Raw genomic sequence first — 20,513 nt, 5'->3', positions numbered from 1 at the left:
CGTATCGGGGCCGCCTCCCCGGCTACGGCGAAACGGCCTTGTAGCCGACGTTTCGGACGGTGCCGATGAGCGATTCGTTTTCGGAGCCGAGCTTCGCGCGCAGACGGCGCACGTGCACGTCGACGGTGCGAGTGCCTCCGAAGAAGTCGTACCCCCACACCTCGTGTAGGAGTTGTTCGCGGGTGAACACCCGCCCGGTGTGTTGGACGAGGTATTTGAGGAGCTCAAACTCCTTGTAGGTGAGGTCCAGGGGGCGACCCTTGAGCCGGGCCACGTAGGTTTCCTCATCGATCACCAGGTCGCCGAGCTGCAGCACGGTCCGCTCCGTCTCCGCGCTCGCGAGGTGCGCGGAGAGCAGACGCAGCCGCGCATCGAGCTCGGCCGGGCCGATCGCCGGCATGAGCAGCTCAAGGATCCCCCATTCCGAGTTCACCGCGACGAGACCGCCCTCGGACACGATCGCGACGACCGGAGCCTCCACCGCGCCCGACAGCAGGCGGCACAGCGTGCGCGCGGCGGCGAGTTCGGTGCGCGCGTCGACGAGCACGACGTCGACCTCGGCCGCCGCCATCACGGCCGTCGCGGTCGGTTCGGCGCGCTGGACCCTGTGCGCGAGCAAGCCCAGGGACGGGATCGCCTCGTCGACCTCCTCGTGCGACAGCAGGAGCAGTTCCACCGGCACCTCCCTCATCGCTTCCGGAATTCTTATTCCCGGCAGCGCGCCACTCGATCTGACTCCCCTGGCCCGGAATGTCCTCGACGGCGTGCCCCCTACGGGTCCGCGCCACCTCGATGCGGAAAGTATACGCTGGGCCGATGGCACGGCCCGCGACGATCCCCGAAGGAGGCGAGGCCCCCTTGCCCCGCACGAAGCGCTCCGCCGGCCGCATCCTCCTCGTCACCCTCTCCGTGGTTATGACGTCGGTCGTGGCATTCGGCCTGGCCGGCATGTACCTCGCCGCGCAGGGACAGTCGACGCTCGCGCACGCCATCCGCCCGGCGGCGTCGCCGCTCCCACCGGTCCAGGTCAACACCTCGCCGTGGTGGACGCTGCAACCTGGCACACGGGACTGGACCGACCTTTCGATCCGCGCCCAGGAGGTGCCGATGCAGGCCGACACCGCGGGCGGCCGCTCCGTGCCGTCGGGAGTCGCCACCGTCTATCTCGACGCCGGCGAAGCCCGCCTCGACGGCGACGAGCTCGTCGTGTCCGACGGCACCGTGCGTGTGGAACTCGGCGCGCAGGCGATCGGCACGCCGCTGGGATTGTGCAGCGCATTCCTCTCCGCGTTCGACGACGGCAGCCTCGCCGGTGCCCCCGAACAGCGCGCGAGACTCGCGGGAAGGCTCCTCGCACCGGAGGCAGCCGGGGACGGCGGCGCCGCCGCGAACGCCGGATCCTGCGTCGATGCCAGTGCCGCGTTCGCGATGGATCTGCGCGCCGGGGGCGGTGCGGCGTCCGCCGTCATAACCGAACAGGACACTTCCGCAGCCGGACGCAGACTCTCCGAAAACGTGCCCGGGGACGAAACGGACGCGACCACACACTGGCCGGGCGCCACCCCGGCGACCGGCGACGAGCTGCGCTTCGACGCCGCATCGATGCCGCTCGGCCTACCACCGGAGCGGATCGAGGCGCGCGCGCACTCGCTGTGGCTGGAAACCGAATTCGACGAGCTCCGATTTTCCCCGCGCGAACTCGCGGGCGGGCTTACTTACAGCCCGCACCCGCAGCGGGGCTAAACTGGCCGCATGCCACGATCAGATGTCCTTGTGACTACCGCGTGGATGTCCGAGCACCTGGGCGCCGCGGGCATCCACGTCGTCGAGGTGGACGAGGACGCCGGCGCCTATTCCGCCCTCGGGCATATCCCCGGCGCGATCGCACTCGATTGGCGCACCGACCTGCAGTCGTCCACCTCCAGAGACATCGTCGGCGCGGAGGAATTCGCCGCGCTCCTCGGCGCGCGCGGCATCGCGCCCGGAGACACGGTGGTTCTCTACGGCGGCAACCACAACTGGTTCGCGGCGTTCGGCTACTGGCTGTTCAAGCTGTACAGCCACGCCGATGTGCGGATGCTCGACGGCGGCCGGATGAAGTGGACGATGGAGGGCCGCCCGCTCACCGACGAGGTACCCGAGCCGGTCGCCACCGACTATCCGGTGCCGGACATCGATGCCGAGATCCGCGCGCTTCGCTCCGATGTGCTCGACGGTCTCGAGGACGACGTGCTCATCGACGTGCGCAGCGTCGACGAGTTCACCGGGCGCCTCCTCGCGCCGCCGCACCTGCCGCAGGAGGGCGGGCAGCAGCGCGGGCACATCCCCGGCGCGCTGTCGATCCCGTGGAACCGCGCCGTGGCGCGCGACGGCACCTTCCGCAGCGACGAGGACCTGCGCCGCCTTTATGCGAAACCTCTGCTCGCCGCGGAGGACGGGGCCCGCGTCGTCACCTACTGCCGCATCGGCGAACGCTCCTCGCACACCTGGTTCGTGCTGCGCGAGCTCCTCGGCGTATCGGGGGTCGCGAACTACGACGGCAGCTGGGTGGAATACGGATCACTCATCGGCGTTCCTGTGGAACGCTGATCGTAAGTTAGGATTGGACTCATGGTCCTGTTTTTCGAGATTCTGCTGGTCGTCGCGGTCGTGGTGATCACGCTCATGTCCGCATACATCCTCTACCGCTTCCTGCACGACGAGTCCTAGAGGATTTCGCGGGTGACTACTAGCGACAACACTCCCCCCGAAGAGCCTCACCGCCCCAAGAAGGTCGGCGCCTCCGGCAATGCCGCCGTCGAGGCTGCGGTCGAGCGTGCGCAGACGACGGGCGAGCGCAACATCGTGCCCTTCGGCGAGCTTCCGATCCCCGAGGACACCGCGAACCTGCGGCACGGCCCCGATCTGCACCCGGGGCTGCTCGCGCTGCTCCCACTCGTCGGCGTCTGGGAAGGCGAGGGCGAGGCGGACACCGCGCAGCACGGCGAGCACCGCTTCGGCCAGCAGATCATCGTCTCCCACGACGGCGAGAACTACCTCACGTGGTCCTCGCGCAGCTGGAAGCTCGACGACGAGGGCAACGCGGACATCCCCGCCTACCGCGAGACGGGTTTCTGGCGGATCTCCGATACCGACGAGATCGAGTTCCTCATCGTGCACGCCTCTGGCGTGATCGAGGCGTACTACGGCCAGCCGCTGAGCCAGTCCTCGTGGAAGGTCACCACCGACGCGACGATGTCGACGCCCACCGGCCCGCAGCTCGGCGGCGCGGTGCGCCTGTACGGCATCGTCGAAAACGGCGACCTCGGCTGGGTCGAGGAGCGCGTGCACCCCGAGAAGGGGCAGATCCCCTCGCTCTCGGCTCGCCTGCAGCGCGTCGCCGGCTGAGCCGGCTTCAGGCTCGGGAGCAGCACTGAATTCTCGCGGCGCGCCCATCTGTTGGTGGGCGCGCCTCCTTTTCGTGCCCACCAGGTCCCGCGATCTGGCCGCGCGCCTTTTTCCGGCGTTGTTCGGCGACGCCGAGGCATCTTTCTGGCTCGACAGCTCGCTCCCACATCCGCGCCTCGGACGGCTGAGCATCCTGGGCACCGCCGACGGCCCGCACGGCAGCGTCTATCTGCACCGAGTCTCCGGGCCCGCGGCGCCGCCCGGCGGGTTCTACCCCGAACTTCGCGGCCGCCTCGCCGCAACCGCGCGCCCCATTTATTCCTATGACGACGGAGGCGCTCATCCGGCCCTGCCCGGCGGGTTCTCCCCGGGCCTCGTGTGCGCGCTCGGCTACGGGCTCGGCATGGACGGCCGCGGCCAGGGCGCCGAGGCCCAGCGGCCGCAGGCGCCACCACTGCCGCCGGTCTCGCAGCCCGACTCGCTTCCGGACGCGGCGCTCATGGCGCCGTCGCGGCTCGTCGTCATCGACCACTTCACCGGCGAGGTGGCGCTCCTCGCGGCCGGCGAACTAGGCGATGACCGCCTACCCGATCCCGACTCGCGCGCCTGGCTCGACGACGCCGCCCGTCTCGCAGGCGAACTCGCGCACAGAGACTCCGGGAGCGCCGGCGAACCGGAACGAGCCGACGCACCAGAAGCTACCAGCACCGCGCAGGCGCCCGGCGAGTTCGCCCTCGACGCGTCGCGGGACGAGTACCTCGAGGCGATCGCTCGTTGCCAGGACGCGATCGGGCGCGGAGAGGCCTACGAGATCTGCCTGACGAACACGGCACGGGGCCCCGCGATCGAAGATCCGCTAGGCGCGTACCAGCGACTCCGACGTCATACGCCCGCTCCCTTCGGCGCGTACCTGCGCTTCGGCCAGACCGCCCTGCTCGGCGCCTCGCCGGAGAGATTCCTGCGCGTCGACCCCGGCGGCGCGATGGAGACGAGGCCGATCAAGGGCACGCGGCCGCGCGGCACGGACGCCACCGCAGACCGCGCGCTGCGCGAGGACCTCGCGAGCAACGACAAGGACCGCGCAGAGAACCTCATGATCGTCGACCTGCTGCGCAACGACCTCGGCCGGGTGAGCGAGCTCGGCAGCGTCCACGTGCCGCGCCTGTGCGAGGTCGAATCGTTCTCGCACGTGCATCAGCTCGTCAGCACGATCACCGGGCGGCTCGCGCCGGGCCGCGACCTCGTCGACGCGATCGCCGCGACGTTCCCCGGAGGCTCGATGACCGGCGCGCCCAAGCGTCGCGCGATGGACCTGTGCGCGCGCATCGAACCGCGCCCGCGCGGGCTGTACTCCGGGGCGCTCGGTTGGCTAGCGCCGGACGGCTCGGCGGATCTCGCGATCACGATCCGCACCGCCGTGACCGGCCCGCGCGGCACCTCGATCGGGGTGGGCGGCGCGATCCTCGCCCCATCCGATCCCGAGGCCGAATGGGTCGAGACTCTCGTCAAACTACGTCCGGTGCTGGACGCGCTCGGCGCGCACCTGACCGAATAACGTCCCTACCCGGGCCAGTTCTCCACGCCGACGGCCTCGGCGACCAGCGCGCCCACATCGATCCCCGCGTCGCGACCACCGATCTCGTGGGAATCGATGCGCATGACGCGCGCGGCAAGCGTGATCGACGAAATGAACCACACCGAATCCGCGACGAGCAGGTCCGAGACCAACAGGTGCTCGCGGCGCAGCGGGATCCCGCGACGCTGCGCGGCCTCGCCGAGCGCGCCGAGCGTGGTTCCCTCGAGAATGCCGATCTCCTGCGGCGGGCTGAGCAGGGCCCCGTCGCGCACTGCAACGATCGTCGAGCGCGGGCCCTCGAGCACCTCACCCTCCGAGGACAGGAACAGCACGTCGCCGAAGCCGTCGGCGGCCGCATGCCGCAGCGCGGCCATGTTCGTCGCATAAGACAACGTCTTCGCGCCGAGCAACTGCCACGGCGCGTTCGCGGCGAGATCCACCGAGAAGCCGCGCTGCTGCACCTGCACCGCGATCCCCTTCCTGCGCACCTTCGCCACGTGCCCGCCGATCGCCGCGACCGTGATGTACGCCGTCGCGTCCTCGGCGCGACCGGCGGCGTGCTCGGCGCCGCGCGTGAGAACGAGGCGCAAAAGGGCGTCGGGTGCGGACGCGGCATCACCGCCGTGGATGCGCACCCACTCGGCCTCCGCCGCCTCGATACCCGCGGTCCACGCCTGCTCCCCGGGCGGATCAATCTCCAGCATCCGCGCCGACCGCGCGATCCGGGCGAGGTGCCGCAGCGGCTTGAGTGCGCGCCCACGGTGCAGCAGAAGCGAGTCGAAGCAGCCGTCCCCGCGCACCGCGCCGAGATCGTCGGCGAGCAGCAGCGGCGCATCGGGATCGACGACCTTCGGCGTAGCCAGGCCGGGCCCGGCCACGTGCACCACGACCCGGGTCGTGTTCGCCTCCACCGGCGAAGACACCTCTCCTGCGTCTCGGGCCTCACCCGGCCCGCCTGGAAAATTCGTCATGCCCTCTACGGTACGTAGTATCGGAAGAGTGAGTACTACCGGCGACGAATCGACAACACCAGCTCCAACCGAAACCGCCCCGTCTCTCGGACACCCCGGGGCGGTCGCCGACCCCGATGGGACCACGGCCCTACATTTCGGCGATCCGTTCGCCGAGCAGCGCGCCGCGGAGAGCGGTTCGGCGCTGGTCGACCGTAGCGACAGGGAGTTCGTGGTCCTCACAGGACCGGAGCGGCTCACGTGGCTCGAAGGGTTCATCAGCCAGCACGTCTCCGAGCTCGCTGCGGGCGAGTCGACGCGTTCTCTCATCCTCGACGCCAACGGTCGCGTCGAGCACAGCTTCGGCGTCTACGTCACCGACGATTCGGTCATCCTCGACACGGCAGCGGGCCGTGCACAGGCGCTGTTCGAGTTCCTCGACAAAATGGTGTTCTGGTCCGACGTGACCCCGCGCCTCGCGCCCGAGCTCGCGCTGCTCACCGTGGTGGGTCCTGCCGCGGCGAGCGCCCTCGATTCGCGGGATGACGCCGCCGCTCCCGCCTCCACCGACTGGCTCATCGCGCGGCGGGCGCGCCGCGGCTCCGCCGGACATACCGGCGAGGACGTCATCGTCGACCGGGCACAGCTCGCGCAGGCCTGGACCGCCCTCGCGGAGGCGTCCTCCGCCGTCATGGGCCGGTGGGGGTTCGACGCGCTGCGCGTGATGGAGCTCGTCCCGGACGAGGCGGACCTCGACGAGAAGACGATCCCGCACGAGGTTCCCGCGTGGATCGGAGACGTCGCCGCGGGTGGCGCGGTGCATCTCGACAAAGGTTGCTACCGCGGGCAGGAAACCGTGTCGAGGGTGCACAATCTCGGCCGCGCACCGCGCGCGCTCGTGCGGCTGCTCCTCGACGGAAGCGAGGATGAACTGCCCGGCGCCGGCGCGGAGGTCAAGGCGGGCACGCGCACCGTCGGGCGGCTCGGCACGACAGTCCACCACCACGAGCTCGGCCCCGTGGCACTCGCTCTCGTCAAGCGAAACGTGGGCGCCGATGTGGCTCTCACCGTCTCGGACGGGGCCGCCTCGATCGACCCCGATTCGCTCCCGGACGACACCGGAACGCAGGCCGGCAGAGAGGCAATCAAGCGCCTCCGAGAAGGCTGATCGCGGGCATACGACTTTCTTATAACCGGCGGTTGCCCCTGTAAAAGCCCTGTGTGCTGCAGTTTGCACCGGGTAGGGGAGGTCGTCGGGACTTTCCGCGCCTTATTGGCTATCCTTGGAGCCAGGCAAATACATACACACATGCGATGGGCACCCCCGAGGTGGCCCAGCACCAGGTTCCGAGGGGGTCAGGCTAATGGGCCGAGGCCGCGCTAAGGCGAAGCAGACAAAGGTCGCACGCGAGCTCAAGTACAACACGCCGAGCACCGATTTCGAGCAACTCCAACGTGAACTAGCAGGCCAAAAGCCGAGTCATGGTGGCCACCATGACGAGGGCGACGACTGGGCGGATTACTACGACGACGGTTACGACCGTCGCTGATCACGCCCAACCTCCAGATTCACCGCGCAAGCATTCACCCCGGTAGTCATGTGACCACCGGGGTGAAAGTTTGTCTTTTTTGCGGGATGTCCTAGGCCGCCCGCGAGCCGATCAGAACGTCGAGTGCGAACCGAACACGTCGACGAGCTGGTCCGGCGCGTCGGCCGCGGCCTTCTCGACCGTGCCCATCACGAAGTTCTTCATGTGGCGGGCGGTGAGAATCGCCTGCGCGCGGTCGACGTCCTCGGGCGCGACTACGGCAACCATGCCCACGCCCATATTGAAGGTGCGCTCCATTTCGGACTCGGCGACCTTGCCGTGATGCTGCACGACGCGGAACACCGACGGCACCTGCCAGCTCGCGCGGTCGATCTTCGCGGTGAGCCCCCGCGGGACCACCCGGCCGAGGTTCTCGGCGAGCCCGCCGCCTGTGACGTGGCAGAACACGCGCACATCGGTTTCCGCGATGAGCGAAAGGCAGTCGAGCGCATAGATGCGGGTCGGCTCGAGCAGCTCCTCGCCGAGCGAGCGGCCGAACTCCTCGACGTGACCCTCCAGCGGAAGCCGGGCGAGGTCGAGCAGCACGTGGCGGGCGAGCGAGTAGCCGTTCGAGTGCATACCCGAGGCCTCCATGCCGATGAGCACGTCGCCGGGTCGCACCGACTCGGCGGACAGCACCTCGTCGGCCTCGACGACGCCGACGCCCGTGCCGGAGATGTCGTACTCCCCCGGCGCCATCAGGCCCGGGTGTTCCGCGGTCTCGCCACCGAGCAGGGCGCAGCCGGCACGCACGCATCCCTCGGCGATGCCCTCGACGATCTGCGCGACGTGCTCGGGCACGACTTTGCCGATCGCGATGTAGTCCTGCAGGAACAGCGGCTCCGCGCCACACACGACTAGATCGTCGACGACCATCGCGACGAGATCGATGCCGACGGTGTTGTGGACGTCCATCGCCTGCGCGACCGCGATTTTCGTGCCCACGCCGTCGGTCGACGATGCAAGCAGCGGCTGCCGGTAATTGCTCTTGAGCTGGAAGAGCCCGGCGAAGCCGCCGAGCCCGCCGGTCACCTCCGGACGCGTCGCGCGCTTGGCATGCGGGGCGAACAGCTCGACCGCCCGCTCGCCTGCGTCGATATCCACTCCGGCCGCGGCGTACGAGGCGCCAGTGCTGGGCTGGTCGGTCATGATTGCGATCAGTTCCTTGCGTAGTCGGTCCCGGCGGCCGTCGCCGGCGCGGTCTCACGGTTGACGTGCTTGTCTGTGTCCGGCCGGTTCTTTCTCGGCCCGTTAAATCTATCGCCACCCCGGTGGCCGAGTCACACTCGCCCTCGCCGTCTCCGGCGTCGAAGAACGCCCCTGGATGACGTCGGGGCCGCTAGGCTCGCGCCGGGGCCACGTTCTCCTGTGTCGATACCGGGTCCGCCGGCGTCCCGCACGCCTTACCCCGGTGGAAACGCGCATCGTTGAGCTCGATCGGGTAGACCCCGTCGAAGCACGCCGCACACAGGCTTTCGCTCGGCTGCTCGGTCGCCTCGATCATGCCCTCGGGCGAGATATAGCCAAGGGAATCGGCGCCGATCGCGCGGCGCACGGCCTCGAGGATCTCGGTGTCCCCCTCCGCACCGTTGGCGATGAGCTCCGCCGGCGAGGCGAAATCGATCCCGTAGAAGCAGGGCCAGCGCACCGGCGGCGAGGCGATGCGCACGTGTACCTCTTTCGCACCGGCCTCATGGAGCATCCGGATGAGCGCGCGCTGGGTGTTGCCGCGGACGATGGAATCGTCGACGACCACGAGTCGCTTGCCCCGGATCACCTCGCGCAGCGGGTTGAGCTTGAGCCGAATGCCGAGCTGCCGAATCGTCTGCGAGGGCTGGATGAAGGTGCGGCCGACGTAGGCGTTCTTCATCAGCCCCTGCGCGAACGGGATGCCCGATTCCTGCGCGTAGCCGACCGCCGCGGGCGTGCCGGACTCGGGAACCGGGATCACGAGGTCGCCGTCGGCGGGGAACTCGCGGGCGAGTTTGCGCCCGATCTCCTGGCGCGCCGAGTGCACGAGCCGGTCGGACAGGACCGAGTCCGGGCGGGCGAGATAGACGTATTCGAAGACGCAGCGCTTCGGCGTCGGCTGCGCGAAGCGGCGCGAGCGGACACCGTTCTCGTCGATGGCGATGAGCTCGCCGGGCTCGATCTCGCGCACATACGCGGCGCCGACGATGTCGAGCGCGGAGGTTTCCGAGGCGACGACCCAGCCGCGCTCGAGGCGACCGAGTACCAGCGGCCGCACACCGTGCGGGTCGCGCGCGGCGTACAGGGTGCGCTCGTCGGAGAAGGTCAGCGAGAACGCGCCCTTGACATCCGGGAGCAGCTGCGCCGCGGCCTCCTCCACCGAAAGGTCGGCGGCGAGGTGCGCGAGCAGGGTGGAGATGATGTCCGAGTCCGAATGCGTTCCGCCGCGCTGGTAGCCACTGATTCCCAGCTCCATGGCGCGATCGGTGAGCGCGTCGGTGTTGGTGAGGTTGCCGTTGTGCCCAAGCGCGAGCACCGAGCCGGCGGACGTCGTCCGGAACATCGGCTGCGCGTTCTCCCACGCGGTCGAGCCGGTGGTCGAGTAGCGGCAGTGCGCGACGGAGACGTGGCCATCCATCGCCTCGAGGGTCTGTTCGTCGAAGACCTGGCTCACCAGCCCGAGGTCCTTGTACACGAGCACCTGCTCGCCGTCGCCGACCGCGATGCCGGCGGCTTCCTGGCCGCGGTGCTGCAGTGCATAAAGTCCGTAGTAGGACATCTTCGCGACGTCCTCGCCCGGCGCCCACACACCGAATACGCCGCATTCCTCCACGGGCCCGATGCGTTCGGTGTCGATCGGCAATCCTGCCGGTCCCACCGACGTCGGATCCGGCATCCCGAGCTGTACGGAACCGCCACCACGGTGCGCGGATGCCCGGGCGGGTGTCGAATGGATGGGCGACCGGCTTGGCTTAGCCACGTGGGGCTCTCCAATCAGAGCTGTTGAGGTCGTGTCGAACTCAGGTACTCAGTTGTTGCAGGTGGGCGCACGCGCGTCGCGTCGCACCGCAGTAATACTCTACGTTCACCCGCCCGCAATTGGCTATTTGGCCGGACGCACCACAGGAAGGGCGGAGGCGATATCGCCCGCCCTGATTCCCGAGAGCTGCAACCACCCCGCGTCTTCGGCCTCGGACCAGCTCACCTCGCCGGTGGCGAGGAGAAGCCACGTGCCCGCATCGGTTTCGACGACGTTCGGAGGGGTCCCGCGGGTGTGTCGCGGCCCCTCCACGCACTGCACGGCCCCGAACGGGGGCACACGCACCTCGACCGAATGCCCGGGAAGATCGCCTTCCAGAAGCGACAGCGTCCCCCGCACGGCCGCGGCGACCACCGCCCGGTGCGGTCCGACCTTCTCGTCCCCGCGCGCGGGGTCCTGACGTCGGGCACGAGCGATATCGCCCAGCCAGTCCGCGGCGGCTGCGACCGAGGCCGTGACCTCGGCCGCCGTGGGCGCCTTGCGCGGCATCTACTCCCCTTCCCCGGGCAGAGCGGGCTACGCCTCGTCCGGGTTCGCGCCGGCCTCGGCGACGACCGCGGCCACCTGCGAACCGAAGTAGCGCGGGAGGGTGCCCTCCCACGCCTCGGAAAGTTCGTCGAGGCTCGCGGTGAACAGGCCTTGCACCTCGAACTCGCCGGAGTCGGCGTCGGTCACGCCGATACGTGCGTGCGGGAGACGCTGCGCCGAGAGCATCTGCTGGAAGCGAGGCTCCTCCCCACGCGGAACGGACACGACGATCCGGCCGGCGGACTCGGAGAACAGCCACACGAACGGGTCCGCATCCTCGGGCAGCACGACACGCACGCCGCACTCACCCGCGATCGCGGCCTCTACGAGCGACTGCGCCAGGCCACCCTCGGACACGTCGTGCGCGGAGGTGACGAGGCCGTCGCGCGAGCACGCCGACATCACGCGCGCGAGCGTGGCCTCCCACTCGAGGTCGACCTCGGGAGGCGTGCCACCGAGGTGATCGTGGGCCACCTGCGCCCAGATCGAGCCGTCGAACTCGTCGCGGACGTCGCCGATCACGTAGATCAACTCACCCGGAGTATCGCCGAACGCCGTGGGATTGCGGCGTGCGACGTCATCCAGCACTCCCAGTACACCGACCACAGGGGTCGGCAGGATCGCCTGGTCGCCGGTCTGGTTGTAGAACGAGACGTTGCCGCCGGTGACCGGGATGCCGAGCTGCGCGCAGCCGTCGGCGAGCCCGTGCACGGCCTCGCTGAACTGCCACATCACCGCCGGATCCTCCGGGGACCCGAAGTTCAGGCAATTGGTGACGGCGATGGGCGTCGCCCCCGTGACCGCGACGTTGCGGTAGGCCTCGGCGAGCGCCAGCTGGGCGCCGCGATACGGGTCCAGCTTCGTGTAGCGCCCCGAAGTGTCGGTGGAGATCGCGACGCCGCGACCGGTCTGCTCGTCGATGCGGATGACGCCGCCGTCGGCGTATTCCGCGGCGATCGTGTTGCCGCGCACGTAGCGGTCGTACTGCTCGGTGATGAATCGGCGGGAGCACAGCGCGGGCGAGGCGAGCATCGCCAGCAGCGTCGCGCGCAGCTCCCCGCCTGTCGACGGGCGCGACAGGTTCGCTGCGGTGTTCGCCTGCAGCTCGTCCTGCCAGTCGGGGCGCGCCAGCGGCCGGTCGTAGACGGGGCCCTCGAGCGCCACGGTCTTCGGGGGCACGTCGACGACGGTCTCGCCCTTGTGCTCGATCACGAGGTGATCGGATTCGGTGACCTCGCCGATGTCCGTCGCGAGGACGTCCCATTTGCGGCAGACCTCGTAGAACGCCTCGACGTTCTCGGGGCTGACCACGGCACACATACGCTCCTGCGACTCCGAGGACAGGATCTCCGCCGCCGTCATCCCCTCGGCGCGCAGCGCGACGTTGTCGAGCACGATGTGCATGCCGCCGTCGCCCGCGGCGGCGAGCTCGCTCGTCGCACACGACAGCCCGGCACCGCCGAGGTCCTGGATTCCCACGACGAGATCGTCGCGGTACAGGTCGAGGCAGCACTCGATGAGCACCTTCTCCGCAAACGGGTCGCCGACCTGCACGCTCGGGAGCTTACGGGGGCCGCCATCGGTCTCGTCGAAGGTTTCCGAGGCGAGCACGGACACGCCGCCGATGCCGTCGAGGCCGGTGCGCGCGCCGAACAGGATGATCCGGTTGCCGGTGCCCGAGGCGAAAGCGAGGTGCAGATCCTCCTCGCGCAGCGCGCCCACACACAGCGCGTTGACGAGCGGGTTGCCCTGGTACGAGGCGTCGAACACGGTCTCGCCGCCGATGTTAGGCAGACCGAGCGAGTTGCCGTAGCCGCCGACACCGGAGACGACCCCGCCGACCACGCGCTGGGTGTCCGGGTGGTCGATCGCGCCGAAGCGCAGCTGGTCCATGACCGCCACGGGCCGCGCGCCCATCGCCATGATGTCCCGCACGATCCCGCCGACGCCGGTCGCTGCGCCCTGGTAGGGCTCGATGTAGCTCGGATGGTTGTGGGATTCGACCTTGAAGGTCACGGCCCAGCCGTCGCCGATCGACACCACGCCGGCGTTCTCGCCGATGCCCGCGAGAAGCTTCGTGCGCATCGCGTCGGTGGTCGTCTGCCCGAAGTAGCGCAGGTGCGCCTTCGAGGACTTATAAGAACAATGCTCCGACCACATGACCGAGTACATCGCGAGCTCGGCCTCGGTCGGACGGCGTCCGAGGATCTCGCGGATTCGCTGGTACTCGTCGTCCTTCAGGCCGAGTTCGGCCCACGGCTGATCGAGCTCCGGGGTGGCTGCGGCATGGGAGGTGGTATCGATCGTGTCGCTCACGGTTAACCAGCCTAGCCGCCTTCCGGATTTACTCCTGCAGGACCTCGAACCTCAGGCCCCCTGCCTGGACTCTTTCGAGCAGACGCTCCCCCATCGCGTAGGCGGGAGTGAGCTGGCCGGAGCGTTGCGGGTTGTCGTCGAACGCGAGACACATCGCGGCCTCCGCGAGCATCATCGAGGTTTCCGAATAGCCCGGGTCCCCGCCGGATACACGTGTGACGACGGTGCGTCCGCCGCCCTTGGCGAGCACCGTCACGTCGAACGAGGAACGTGCTCGGCGCAGCACGTCCGGCCCCTCCGAGCCGAATAGCGCCCGCTTGCGTGCCTGATCGCTCGGTCCCGAATGGTGGTGCACCCCGGGCCGGACGGGACGATGCTCCCGGAACCACTCGCGCGAGGAGTCGAGCAGCCCCACGAGCATCGGGATCTGCGAGGCGGCGAAGATACTCGCCACCACGGCCATCCCGGTTGCGACCGTCGCGAAATGGTCAACCGCCGCGTAGTGCGAATACGAGAAATCGGGGCCGTACTGGTCCATGGACGATGCCGACCGCACGACCACGCGTGGATCCATCGCCGGCAGCGGCACGAGCCAGCGGCGCAGCGAATCGTCGTAGTGCGGGAGCCCGCGCACGTAGCGCACCCGCCTGCCCAGCGGGGCCCCTTCCAGGTGACGTCGACGTTCCGCAGATTCGCGCGCCTCCTTGGCGCGGCGGAACTGGCCGAAGGCGCTGTCGATGGTGCCGCGCGAGAATCGGGCGTCCACGCTGAGCGCCGAAGTGAGCTTGAGAGCCACCCCTTCGGGGACGTACCTCATCGTGTAGTACACGCCGAGATCGGCGGGAATGGATTCGAACCCGCACGCGTGCACGATGCGCGCCCCAGTCGATTCGGCGAGTGCGTTCTGCTCGAGGTAGACGCGGTCGACGAATTCGGTCTCGGTACACAGGTCGACATAGTCGGTGCCGTGCGCCGCGCACAGCGAAACGAGCACGCCGCCGCGTTCGAGGTACGGGCCGATGGTCGACGCGATCACCCGCGCACGCGGCGCGATCTCCGCGACCTGCTTCGGATCGACGACATCCGCCACGAGAAGCTCCGGCGCGGCAGCCTTCGGCGCGGACCGTGCGAGCCGCTGCGCCGCGATCTCAAGCTCCGCGCGCTCACGCCCGACGATCGCCCAGCGCGCCTCGCGCGGCAGGTGCCCGGACAGGTAGTCGGCGACGAGCCCTCCGGTGAATCCGGCGGCGCCGAACAGCACGATGTCGAAGTCCCTGTCGGCATTGCGTTGGCGCTGCATGTCCTCGACTACTCCCGAATCCCCGTGGCGGCGGCTCGACTACGCGCTGACGACGGCGTCCAGGGCCGAAAGGAAGAGCCCGAGCCCGTCGTTGCTCGGACCCGTGAGCGGGTCGATGGCATGCTCCGGGTGCGGCATGAGCCCCACGACCCTGCCGTTTTCGGAGGCGATGCCCGCGATACTTCCGGTCGACCCGTTCGGCGAGCTCGCTGCGTAGCGGAACACCACGCGACCGTTATCCTCCAGCTCGGAGATCGTGTCGGCGGTGGCGATGTAGCGACCCTCCCCCGACTTCAGCGGCACGAGGATCTCGGCGCCGGAATCGAAGCGGTTCGTCCACGCGGTCGAGTTGTTCTCCACCCGCAGCCACTCATCGCGGCACACGAAATGCATTTTCTCGTTACGGGCCAGCGCGCCTGGAAGCAGCCCCGCTTCGCAGAGGATCTGGAAGCCGTTGCAGATGCCGAGCACCGGCATCCCGCCGCTGGCCGCCTCGACGACGGAACCCATTACCGGGGCCATCGAGGCAATCGCACCGCATCTCAGGTAGTCGCCGTACGAGAAGCCGCCGGGGACGATGACCGCGTCGACGCCCTTGAGGTCGGCGTCCGCGTGCCACAGCGATACGGGCTCGGCGCCCGAGTACCGCACCGCGCGCGCGGCATCGTCGTCGTCGAGCGTGCCGGGGAAGGTGATGACGCCGATCTGCGGACTCACTGTGCGGCCTCCACCGATGTGCGCACAACCTTCCAGTCTTCGATCACTGTGTTCGCGAGGAGACTGTCGGCGATCTTCTCCAACTCGGCATCGGAGACATCGTCCGAGACCTCGAGCTCGAAGCGCTTGCCCTGCCGGACGTCGGAGACGCCCTCGTGGCCGAGGCGTCCGAGCGCCCGGTGGATCGCCTGCCCCTGTGGGTCCAGGATCTCCTGTTTCGGCATGACTTCGACTACTACGCGGGCCATCGACACTCCTAGGGCGCTGCGGCGACTTGAGGGCGAGAACTTATCTAGCGCCAATCCTAACCGTTTCCCGGCCCGTCCCCCTTTCCGGGCAGCTAGGCGACGGTACGCGGACCGCCGGCTCCGACTCCAGCCGCGGCCTTTCCCGTGCTACCGCGGTCGCCCGCGCCGCCGACCTCACCCGCGTGACGCCGCGCCTCGTCCATCGGCGGCTGCCATTCGTAGCGGGTCGCGCGCCCACCGTGCGCATTGGTGACGACGTCGACGGCGTCGAAAAGAGCCGAGCGGGGATTATTCCGCTGTAGGTGCTTGGCCGCGATGTTCACGCGCACGAGCCCTCCCACTCCGGCGATTCGGCCTGCGGCCGCGACCATCGCGCGGCACCACAGCGAATCGGCGACGAACCCCTCACCAAGCGAGAGCATCCTGCCGCGCTCGAAGGTACCGCGCTCGAGATCATGAATCCCCGAAAGGTCGGCGCACATCCGGAAGCCCACCTTCGGCAGAGCCTCCATGGCGCCGGGAGAGGCGACCCACCGCGGCGGCGCGAAGAGTGGAGTCGACAACCCGAGACCGTCCATAAGTCGGGCGGCGGCGGTCAGCCGGACGTGCGCCTCGGAACGGCCGATCGTCGCGAATTCGGCGCGGCGCCGCTTGGTCGCCGCCTCGTCGTATCCGCCGAGGACGATGGCGTCGCCCGCAGCCCTACGCGCGCGAATCCACTCCTGGGTGACCTTGTCATCGGCGAGCCGGTACTTTTCACCGCGGCGGGGCGAAACGAGAAGCGACACGGGAATCTCGCGGCGATCGAGCTCCTCGACGAGTTCGGAGCACTTGTCCAGGTGTTTATCGCGGATGCCGGACAACGAGACGATCAGACGTGCGCTCATGGCCATCAGTTTCTCAGGTGCAGTTTAAGGACAAGTGACGTCGAGGTAGCCCCACGGCAAAAGACTGCAGCCACAACTTCTTGCATCGACACAAATGTCGAGTGCACTTGACATAAAAAGTCGGGTTTGTTTGACTTCCAATGTCAAACAAACTCGACACGGACGCGGGGTCGACCACGTTCGCAGCATCCCTCGGAGGTGACATGGCCACCAGACCAGACGCCCCGCCCGGCGCCGCCGCGAGCCCGATACGGGATCGCCGTAAGGCCTTCAAACTCACGCAGGCCGAGCTCGGCGACGCGGTCGGCGCGTCCCGGCAGACGATCGTCGCCATCGAAAAAGGCGACTACTCCCCGAGCGTCTACCTCGCGCTGCGCATCGCCCGCGAGCTCGGCGCCACGGTCGAAGAACTGTTTCCCCTGGACGACGACTCCCCGAATTCGTAAGGAGCCACCATGAGCACTCCCACCTTCGTTTCCACCGCAGACACCATCTCGGGCGTGAACGACCCGTCGGTGAGCGACGAGCGCGAAAGCGACGTCTACCTGCGAGGCATGGCGTTCGCCTATACCCTCTCCCAGCTTGCCGGCATCGTCGTCCCCATCGGCCTGGCGCTCACCGGTTCCGGAATGTGGTCGTTTCTCGCCTTCATCGTGCTCTTGTCGCCGAGCTTCGGGCTCTTGTTGTACTGCCGCTCGGAGGGCCTGAGTACGGACTTGATCTCCGCGAAGGCATCACGCCGGCGCAAGATCGCGGTCGGGATCACGAGCGGCGTCCTCATCCTTGTCTTCCTCGCGGCGTTGGCGTTCCATTCGGCCACCGGCCACCCGCTCATCGACATCGGTAGTGGCTTCGAGAAGGATTCGACCGGCACCAATCCCAATTTCGCCATCGGCCTAGCTACCGGTGGACTCATTGGAGGCCCCTGCGCGATCTACGCGACGCGCCGCGGCCGGCGCCTCGCCCGGCAGCGGGAACAGGAACAGCGCCTCATCGAGGAATAGCCCCCGCATAGCCCCGGGCGCCTCGCGATAGCCCAGGCAACACCACCCGCCCGAAATAGCCGAGGCCGGCCGCATGACGCGGCCGGCCTCGAGGGATCGGCATCTCCGCCGTCATACCCGGGTGTCCTTCCCGGTTTTATTCGGTGATTCCCACCGTCCACAGCGTCCACGCCAACTCGAGCGCCGCCTGCTTCCATGCCTCGTAGCGCCCCGAAACCCCGCCATGGCCGGCGTCCATCTCGCACTGGAACAGCACGCCGCGGCCCGGCTCGTTCGCCGTCGGCGACAACTCGCGAAGCTTCGCCACCCATTTTGCCGGCTCGACGTACAGCACCCGAGTGTCGTTGAGCGAGGTGATCACCAGCATCGGCGGGTATTCCTTCGCCTCGACATTGTCGTATGGCGCGTACGACGCCATGTAGTCGTACACCTCGGGATCGGCGAGCGGGTTGCCCCACTCGTCCCACTCGATCACCGTGAGCGGCAGCTCCGGCATGAGGATCGACGTCAGCGGATCAACGAACGGCACCGACGCGAGGATCCCGCCGAAGCGGTCCGGCGCCATGTTCGCCACCGCGCCCATGAGCAGGCCGCCCGCGCTGCCGCCCTCGGCGACCATCTGCCGCGGCGTCGTCCACCCGTTCTCGATGAGATGATCGGCGCACGCGATGAAATCGGTGAACGTGTTGCGCTTGTTGAGCAGCTTCCCGTCCTCGTACCAGGTACGCCCCATCTCGCCGCCGCCGCGCACATGCGCGACCGCGTACACCATCCCGCGGTCCATCAGCGAGAGCCGTCCGACCGAGAAATACGGATCCATGCTCATCTCGTAGCTGCCATAGCCGTACAGCAGGGTCGGCGCGGGCGAACCGGAGTCGACGCGCGCCGCCGTATCTTTACTCATGACGACGGAGATCGGGATTTCGACCCCGTCGGGGGCCTTGGCCCACAGCCTCCGCTGGACATAGCCGGAGCGGTCGTAACCGCCCTGGACCTCCTGCTCGCGCAGCAGCGTGAGCTCGCCCGTGGCGACCGACATGTCGAACACGCGCCCCGGCGTCACGTACGAGCCGTAGCCCACGCGCAGCACCGGCGCGACGAACTCCCCATTGCCGCCGAGCCCCGAGGTGAACACGTCCTCGTCGAACTCGACAGGCGAGAACTCCTCCAGCTCCCCGTCGCGCGCCTGCGCGGCGGTCGTCGCGGGCTCGCCTTCCGAGACGATCCGCGCGACGGCAATCCTGCCGAGCGCGTTTTCGCGGTAGCTCAGCACGACCGACGTCATAAATGCATCCACGCCTTCAACGCGAACGTTGCCGCGGTGCGGCACCAGCTCGGCCAGCGCGGACCAGTCCGACACGGGCGCGACAGGTCCGACGCCGACGCAGAAGTTCGGCGCCCCGTCGTTGTGGGTGATGAGAAGCTTGTCCTCGCCACCCCACACAGCGTGTTCGACGTCGTATTCGACGCCGACCTCGCGGGGGCGGACGCACCAGAACTCACCCGTCGGGTCCGACGCGTCGAGCAGCCACGCCTCGGACGTGATCTTCGAGCCCAAGACGATCTCGAGGTACTTCTCCGAGCGGGTCATCCCGAAGCCCACCCAGTACGACTCGTCGGGCTCGTGGAACACCTTGACGTCCGCGGAGCTGTCGGTGCCGAGCTCGTGGCGCCACACCGTGTCCGGCCGCCAGGACTCGTCGACCGTCACGTAGAAGACGTAACGATCGTCGGGCGAGAAGGTCACTCCGGGTGCGATCCCGGCAATCTCATCGGCGGGGGCGCTCGCGCCGTCGGTGAGCGCGCGAAAGCGCAGCGTGTACCGCTCGTCGCCGACTGTGTCAGTGGAATAGGCGAGCACGTCCTGGGCGAAGTTCGTCGCGAACGCGCCCAGCGAGAAGAACTCGTGCCCCTCGGCCTCGACGTTGCCGTCGAACAGCATCTGCTCGCCGGGAAGCTCGACTCCGGGCGTCACCTCCGGCGGCACCCAACCGGCGGGGTCCAGCGGGGCGTCGACGAACTCCTTCGAGACCGGCACGCGGCAATACTGCCCGTAGGACTTGCCTTCGAAGGTGCGCGAGAAATACCAGTAGCCGCCGGCGCGCGAGGGGACGGACATGTCCGTCTCCTTGATGCGCGAGCGGATCTCCTCGTACACCGTGTCTCGCAGCGGCTCCATCGGCGCCAGTTCCTGATCGGTGTAGGCGTTCTCCGCCTCCAGGTGGGCGCGGGTGTCTGAAGACTCCGGGTCGCGCATCCACTCGTAGTCGTCGACGAAGTTCCGGCCGTGGTGAGAGCGGGTAACGGGAACCTTCTTCGCCACCGGCGGGCGGACCCGAGACGCCGATTCGGACTGAACACTTGCCTGGTTTTTTCCGGATTCGCTCAACATCGCCTCCTAGTTCTCGTCGCCGGCGTCGGCAACATCCGCTGCGTCCGCGCCCGGCCAATCCGCGAACCGCAGACCCGAAATTTTCTCGTACGCTTCGATATACCGGGCGCGAGTGCGCTCGGCGACCTCGGCGGGCAGCTCCGGCGGTGCCTGGTCGGACGCGCGGTCCCATCCCGAGTCCGGGCCCGTGAGCCAGTTGCGCACGATCTGCTTGTCGAAGCTCGGCTGCACCTCGCCCTCGCTCCACGTCTCCGCGGGCCAGTAGCGCGAGGAATCGGGCGTGAGTACCTCGTCCGCGAGCACGAGCGAGCCGTCGGGTTCGACGCCGAACTCGAATTTGGTGTCGGCGAGAATGATTCCCTTCTCCCGCGCGAAGCTCGCCGCCCGCGAATAGATGTCGAGGGTCGCCGTGCGTAGCCGGTCGGCAAGCTCCTCGCCGACGATCGAAGCGAGCTCGTCGAAGCTGATGTTCTCGTCATGCTCGCCTTGTTCGGCCTTGGTCGCCGGCGTGAAGATCGGCTCGGGCAACCGGCTCGCCTCCGTCAGCCCATCCGGCAATTCGATGCCACACACCGTTCCGCGGTCGCGGTACTCGACCAGCCCGGATCC

19 protein-coding genes and 1 pseudogene are annotated in these 20,513 nt (G+C 68.5%); 8 read left to right on the top strand and 12 right to left on the bottom strand.

Features of this window, described 5'->3' with window-relative positions; genetic code table 11:
* Positions 1–31 precede the first annotated feature (31 nt).
* A pseudogene (locus tag K8V11_RS02875) lies at positions 32–676 on the bottom strand (winged-helix domain-containing protein); the annotation flags it as partial.
* Between the two features lie 140 nt (positions 677–816).
* On the opposite strand from K8V11_RS02875, the gene K8V11_RS02870 reads away from it, so the two are divergent.
* From K8V11_RS02870 to pabB, 4 genes are all read left to right on the top strand, one after another.
* A complete protein-coding gene (locus K8V11_RS02870) occupies positions 817–1,743 on the top strand; it encodes a hypothetical protein (RefSeq protein WP_303910706.1) in 927 nt (308 codons plus the stop codon).
* 9 nt (positions 1,744–1,752) lie between these two features.
* Entirely contained in the window at positions 1,753–2,589 is an 837-nt protein-coding gene (locus K8V11_RS02865; RefSeq protein WP_303910705.1) for a sulfurtransferase, read from the top strand.
* A gap of 132 nt (positions 2,590–2,721) precedes the next feature.
* Positions 2,722–3,387 (top strand): FABP family protein, encoded by a 666-nt coding sequence (locus tag K8V11_RS02860; RefSeq protein ID WP_303910704.1) that lies wholly within the window; start codon positions 2,722–2,724, stop codon positions 3,385–3,387.
* A 73-nt stretch (positions 3,388–3,460) separates the two neighbouring features.
* Complete coding sequence (gene pabB, locus K8V11_RS02855; protein WP_303910703.1) at positions 3,461–4,942, top strand: aminodeoxychorismate synthase component I; 1,482 nt, start codon at positions 3,461–3,463, stop codon at positions 4,940–4,942.
* Positions 4,943–4,947: 5 nt separating this feature from the next.
* Here pabB and K8V11_RS02850 read toward each other — a convergent pair whose 3' ends face one another.
* The gene (locus K8V11_RS02850) at positions 4,948–5,934 is read right to left on the bottom strand and encodes an aminodeoxychorismate lyase (protein ID WP_303910702.1); all 987 of its coding nucleotides are present in this window, start codon (positions 5,932–5,934) and stop codon (positions 4,948–4,950) included.
* A gap of 28 nt (positions 5,935–5,962) precedes the next feature.
* On the opposite strand from K8V11_RS02850, the gene K8V11_RS02845 reads away from it, so the two are divergent.
* Together K8V11_RS02845 and K8V11_RS02840 are read left to right on the top strand one after the other, a co-directional pair.
* Entirely contained in the window at positions 5,963–7,081 is a 1,119-nt protein-coding gene (locus K8V11_RS02845) for a folate-binding protein YgfZ (protein ID WP_303910701.1), read from the top strand.
* A gap of 196 nt (positions 7,082–7,277) precedes the next feature.
* The gene (locus K8V11_RS02840; RefSeq protein WP_303910700.1) at positions 7,278–7,463 is read left to right on the top strand and encodes a DUF3073 domain-containing protein; all 186 of its coding nucleotides are present in this window, start codon (positions 7,278–7,280) and stop codon (positions 7,461–7,463) included.
* 111 nt (positions 7,464–7,574) lie between these two features.
* Here K8V11_RS02840 and purM read toward each other — a convergent pair whose 3' ends face one another.
* The 8 genes from purM to K8V11_RS02800 form a co-directional block, all read right to left on the bottom strand.
* Positions 7,575–8,651 carry a phosphoribosylformylglycinamidine cyclo-ligase gene (gene purM / locus K8V11_RS02835; RefSeq protein ID WP_303910699.1) on the bottom strand — a complete coding sequence of 359 codons (1,077 nt, stop codon included), beginning with the start codon at positions 8,649–8,651 and terminating at the stop codon, positions 7,575–7,577.
* A 190-nt stretch (positions 8,652–8,841) separates the two neighbouring features.
* Positions 8,842–10,368: an amidophosphoribosyltransferase gene (gene purF, locus K8V11_RS02830; RefSeq protein WP_303910722.1), complete on the bottom strand. Its 1,527-nt coding sequence runs from the start codon at positions 10,366–10,368 to the stop codon at positions 8,842–8,844.
* Between the two features lie 207 nt (positions 10,369–10,575).
* Complete coding sequence (locus tag K8V11_RS02825) at positions 10,576–11,001, bottom strand: sterol carrier family protein (protein WP_303910698.1); 426 nt, start codon at positions 10,999–11,001, stop codon at positions 10,576–10,578.
* Between the two features lie 27 nt (positions 11,002–11,028).
* Positions 11,029–13,356: a phosphoribosylformylglycinamidine synthase subunit PurL gene (gene purL, locus K8V11_RS02820; RefSeq protein WP_303910697.1), complete on the bottom strand. Its 2,328-nt coding sequence runs from the start codon at positions 13,354–13,356 to the stop codon at positions 11,029–11,031.
* A 28-nt stretch (positions 13,357–13,384) separates the two neighbouring features.
* Positions 13,385–14,656: a trans-acting enoyl reductase family protein gene (locus K8V11_RS02815; RefSeq protein WP_303910696.1), complete on the bottom strand. Its 1,272-nt coding sequence runs from the start codon at positions 14,654–14,656 to the stop codon at positions 13,385–13,387.
* A gap of 39 nt (positions 14,657–14,695) precedes the next feature.
* Positions 14,696–15,373, bottom strand: coding sequence for a phosphoribosylformylglycinamidine synthase subunit PurQ (gene purQ, locus K8V11_RS02810; RefSeq protein ID WP_303910695.1), 678 nt, complete (start codon positions 15,371–15,373; stop codon positions 14,696–14,698).
* Positions 15,370–15,621, bottom strand: coding sequence for a phosphoribosylformylglycinamidine synthase subunit PurS (gene purS, locus K8V11_RS02805; protein WP_303910694.1), 252 nt, complete (start codon positions 15,619–15,621; stop codon positions 15,370–15,372). The genes purQ and purS overlap by 4 nt, the downstream gene beginning before the upstream one ends.
* Before the next feature lie 92 nt (positions 15,622–15,713).
* Positions 15,714–16,508: a DUF2334 domain-containing protein gene (locus tag K8V11_RS02800; RefSeq protein ID WP_303910693.1), complete on the bottom strand. Its 795-nt coding sequence runs from the start codon at positions 16,506–16,508 to the stop codon at positions 15,714–15,716.
* A 203-nt stretch (positions 16,509–16,711) separates the two neighbouring features.
* On the opposite strand from K8V11_RS02800, the gene K8V11_RS02795 reads away from it, so the two are divergent.
* On the top strand, positions 16,712–16,954 hold the full coding sequence (locus K8V11_RS02795) for a helix-turn-helix transcriptional regulator (protein ID WP_303910692.1): 243 nt from the start codon (positions 16,712–16,714) through the stop codon (positions 16,952–16,954).
* A 9-nt stretch (positions 16,955–16,963) separates the two neighbouring features.
* Positions 16,964–17,512 (top strand): hypothetical protein, encoded by a 549-nt coding sequence (locus K8V11_RS02790; RefSeq protein ID WP_303910691.1) that lies wholly within the window; start codon positions 16,964–16,966, stop codon positions 17,510–17,512.
* Positions 17,513–17,648: 136 nt separating this feature from the next.
* Here the strand turns inward: K8V11_RS02790 and K8V11_RS02785 are convergent, their stop codons facing one another.
* Positions 17,649–19,904, bottom strand: a complete 2,256-nt coding sequence (locus K8V11_RS02785) for a S9 family peptidase (RefSeq protein ID WP_303910690.1) — start codon at positions 19,902–19,904, stop codon at positions 17,649–17,651.
* Between the two features lie 6 nt (positions 19,905–19,910).
* On the bottom strand, positions 19,911–20,513 hold a 603-nt coding region (locus tag K8V11_RS02780; RefSeq protein WP_303910689.1), incomplete at its 5' end, for a phosphoribosylaminoimidazolesuccinocarboxamide synthase.

The sequence above is a fragment of the Dietzia timorensis genome (assembly GCF_020742175.1).
Taxonomy (GTDB): domain Bacteria; phylum Actinomycetota; class Actinomycetes; order Mycobacteriales; family Mycobacteriaceae; genus Dietzia; species Dietzia timorensis_A.
This window is presented reverse-complemented; position numbering and strand designations above follow the sequence as displayed.

What these genes read in the sequence shown, in the direction of transcription:
- K8V11_RS02870 (WP_303910706.1), top strand. Translation starts at nt 817, where the DNA reads ATGGCACGGCCCGCGACGATCCCCGAAGGAGGCGAGGCCCCCTTGCCC.
- K8V11_RS02800 (WP_303910693.1), bottom strand. Translation starts at nt 16,508, where the DNA reads ATGAGCGCACGTCTGATCGTCTCGTTGTCCGGCATCCGCGATAAACAC.
- K8V11_RS02795 (WP_303910692.1), top strand. Translation starts at nt 16,712, where the DNA reads ATGGCCACCAGACCAGACGCCCCGCCCGGCGCCGCCGCGAGCCCGATA.
- K8V11_RS02815 (WP_303910696.1), bottom strand. Translation starts at nt 14,656, where the DNA reads ATGCAGCGCCAACGCAATGCCGACAGGGACTTCGACATCGTGCTGTTC.
- purM (WP_303910699.1), bottom strand. Translation starts at nt 8,651, where the DNA reads ATGACCGACCAGCCCAGCACTGGCGCCTCGTACGCCGCGGCCGGAGTG.
- K8V11_RS02865 (WP_303910705.1), top strand. Translation starts at nt 1,753, where the DNA reads ATGCCACGATCAGATGTCCTTGTGACTACCGCGTGGATGTCCGAGCAC.
- K8V11_RS02825 (WP_303910698.1), bottom strand. Translation starts at nt 11,001, where the DNA reads ATGCCGCGCAAGGCGCCCACGGCGGCCGAGGTCACGGCCTCGGTCGCA.
- purS (WP_303910694.1), bottom strand. Translation starts at nt 15,621, where the DNA reads ATGGCCCGCGTAGTAGTCGAAGTCATGCCGAAACAGGAGATCCTGGAC.
- K8V11_RS02840 (WP_303910700.1), top strand. Translation starts at nt 7,278, where the DNA reads ATGGGCCGAGGCCGCGCTAAGGCGAAGCAGACAAAGGTCGCACGCGAG.
- purF (WP_303910722.1), bottom strand. Translation starts at nt 10,368, where the DNA reads ATGCCGGATCCGACGTCGGTGGGACCGGCAGGATTGCCGATCGACACC.
- K8V11_RS02785 (WP_303910690.1), bottom strand. Translation starts at nt 19,904, where the DNA reads ATGTTGAGCGAATCCGGAAAAAACCAGGCAAGTGTTCAGTCCGAATCG.
- K8V11_RS02790 (WP_303910691.1), top strand. Translation starts at nt 16,964, where the DNA reads ATGAGCACTCCCACCTTCGTTTCCACCGCAGACACCATCTCGGGCGTG.
- K8V11_RS02850 (WP_303910702.1), bottom strand. Translation starts at nt 5,934, where the DNA reads ATGACGAATTTTCCAGGCGGGCCGGGTGAGGCCCGAGACGCAGGAGAG.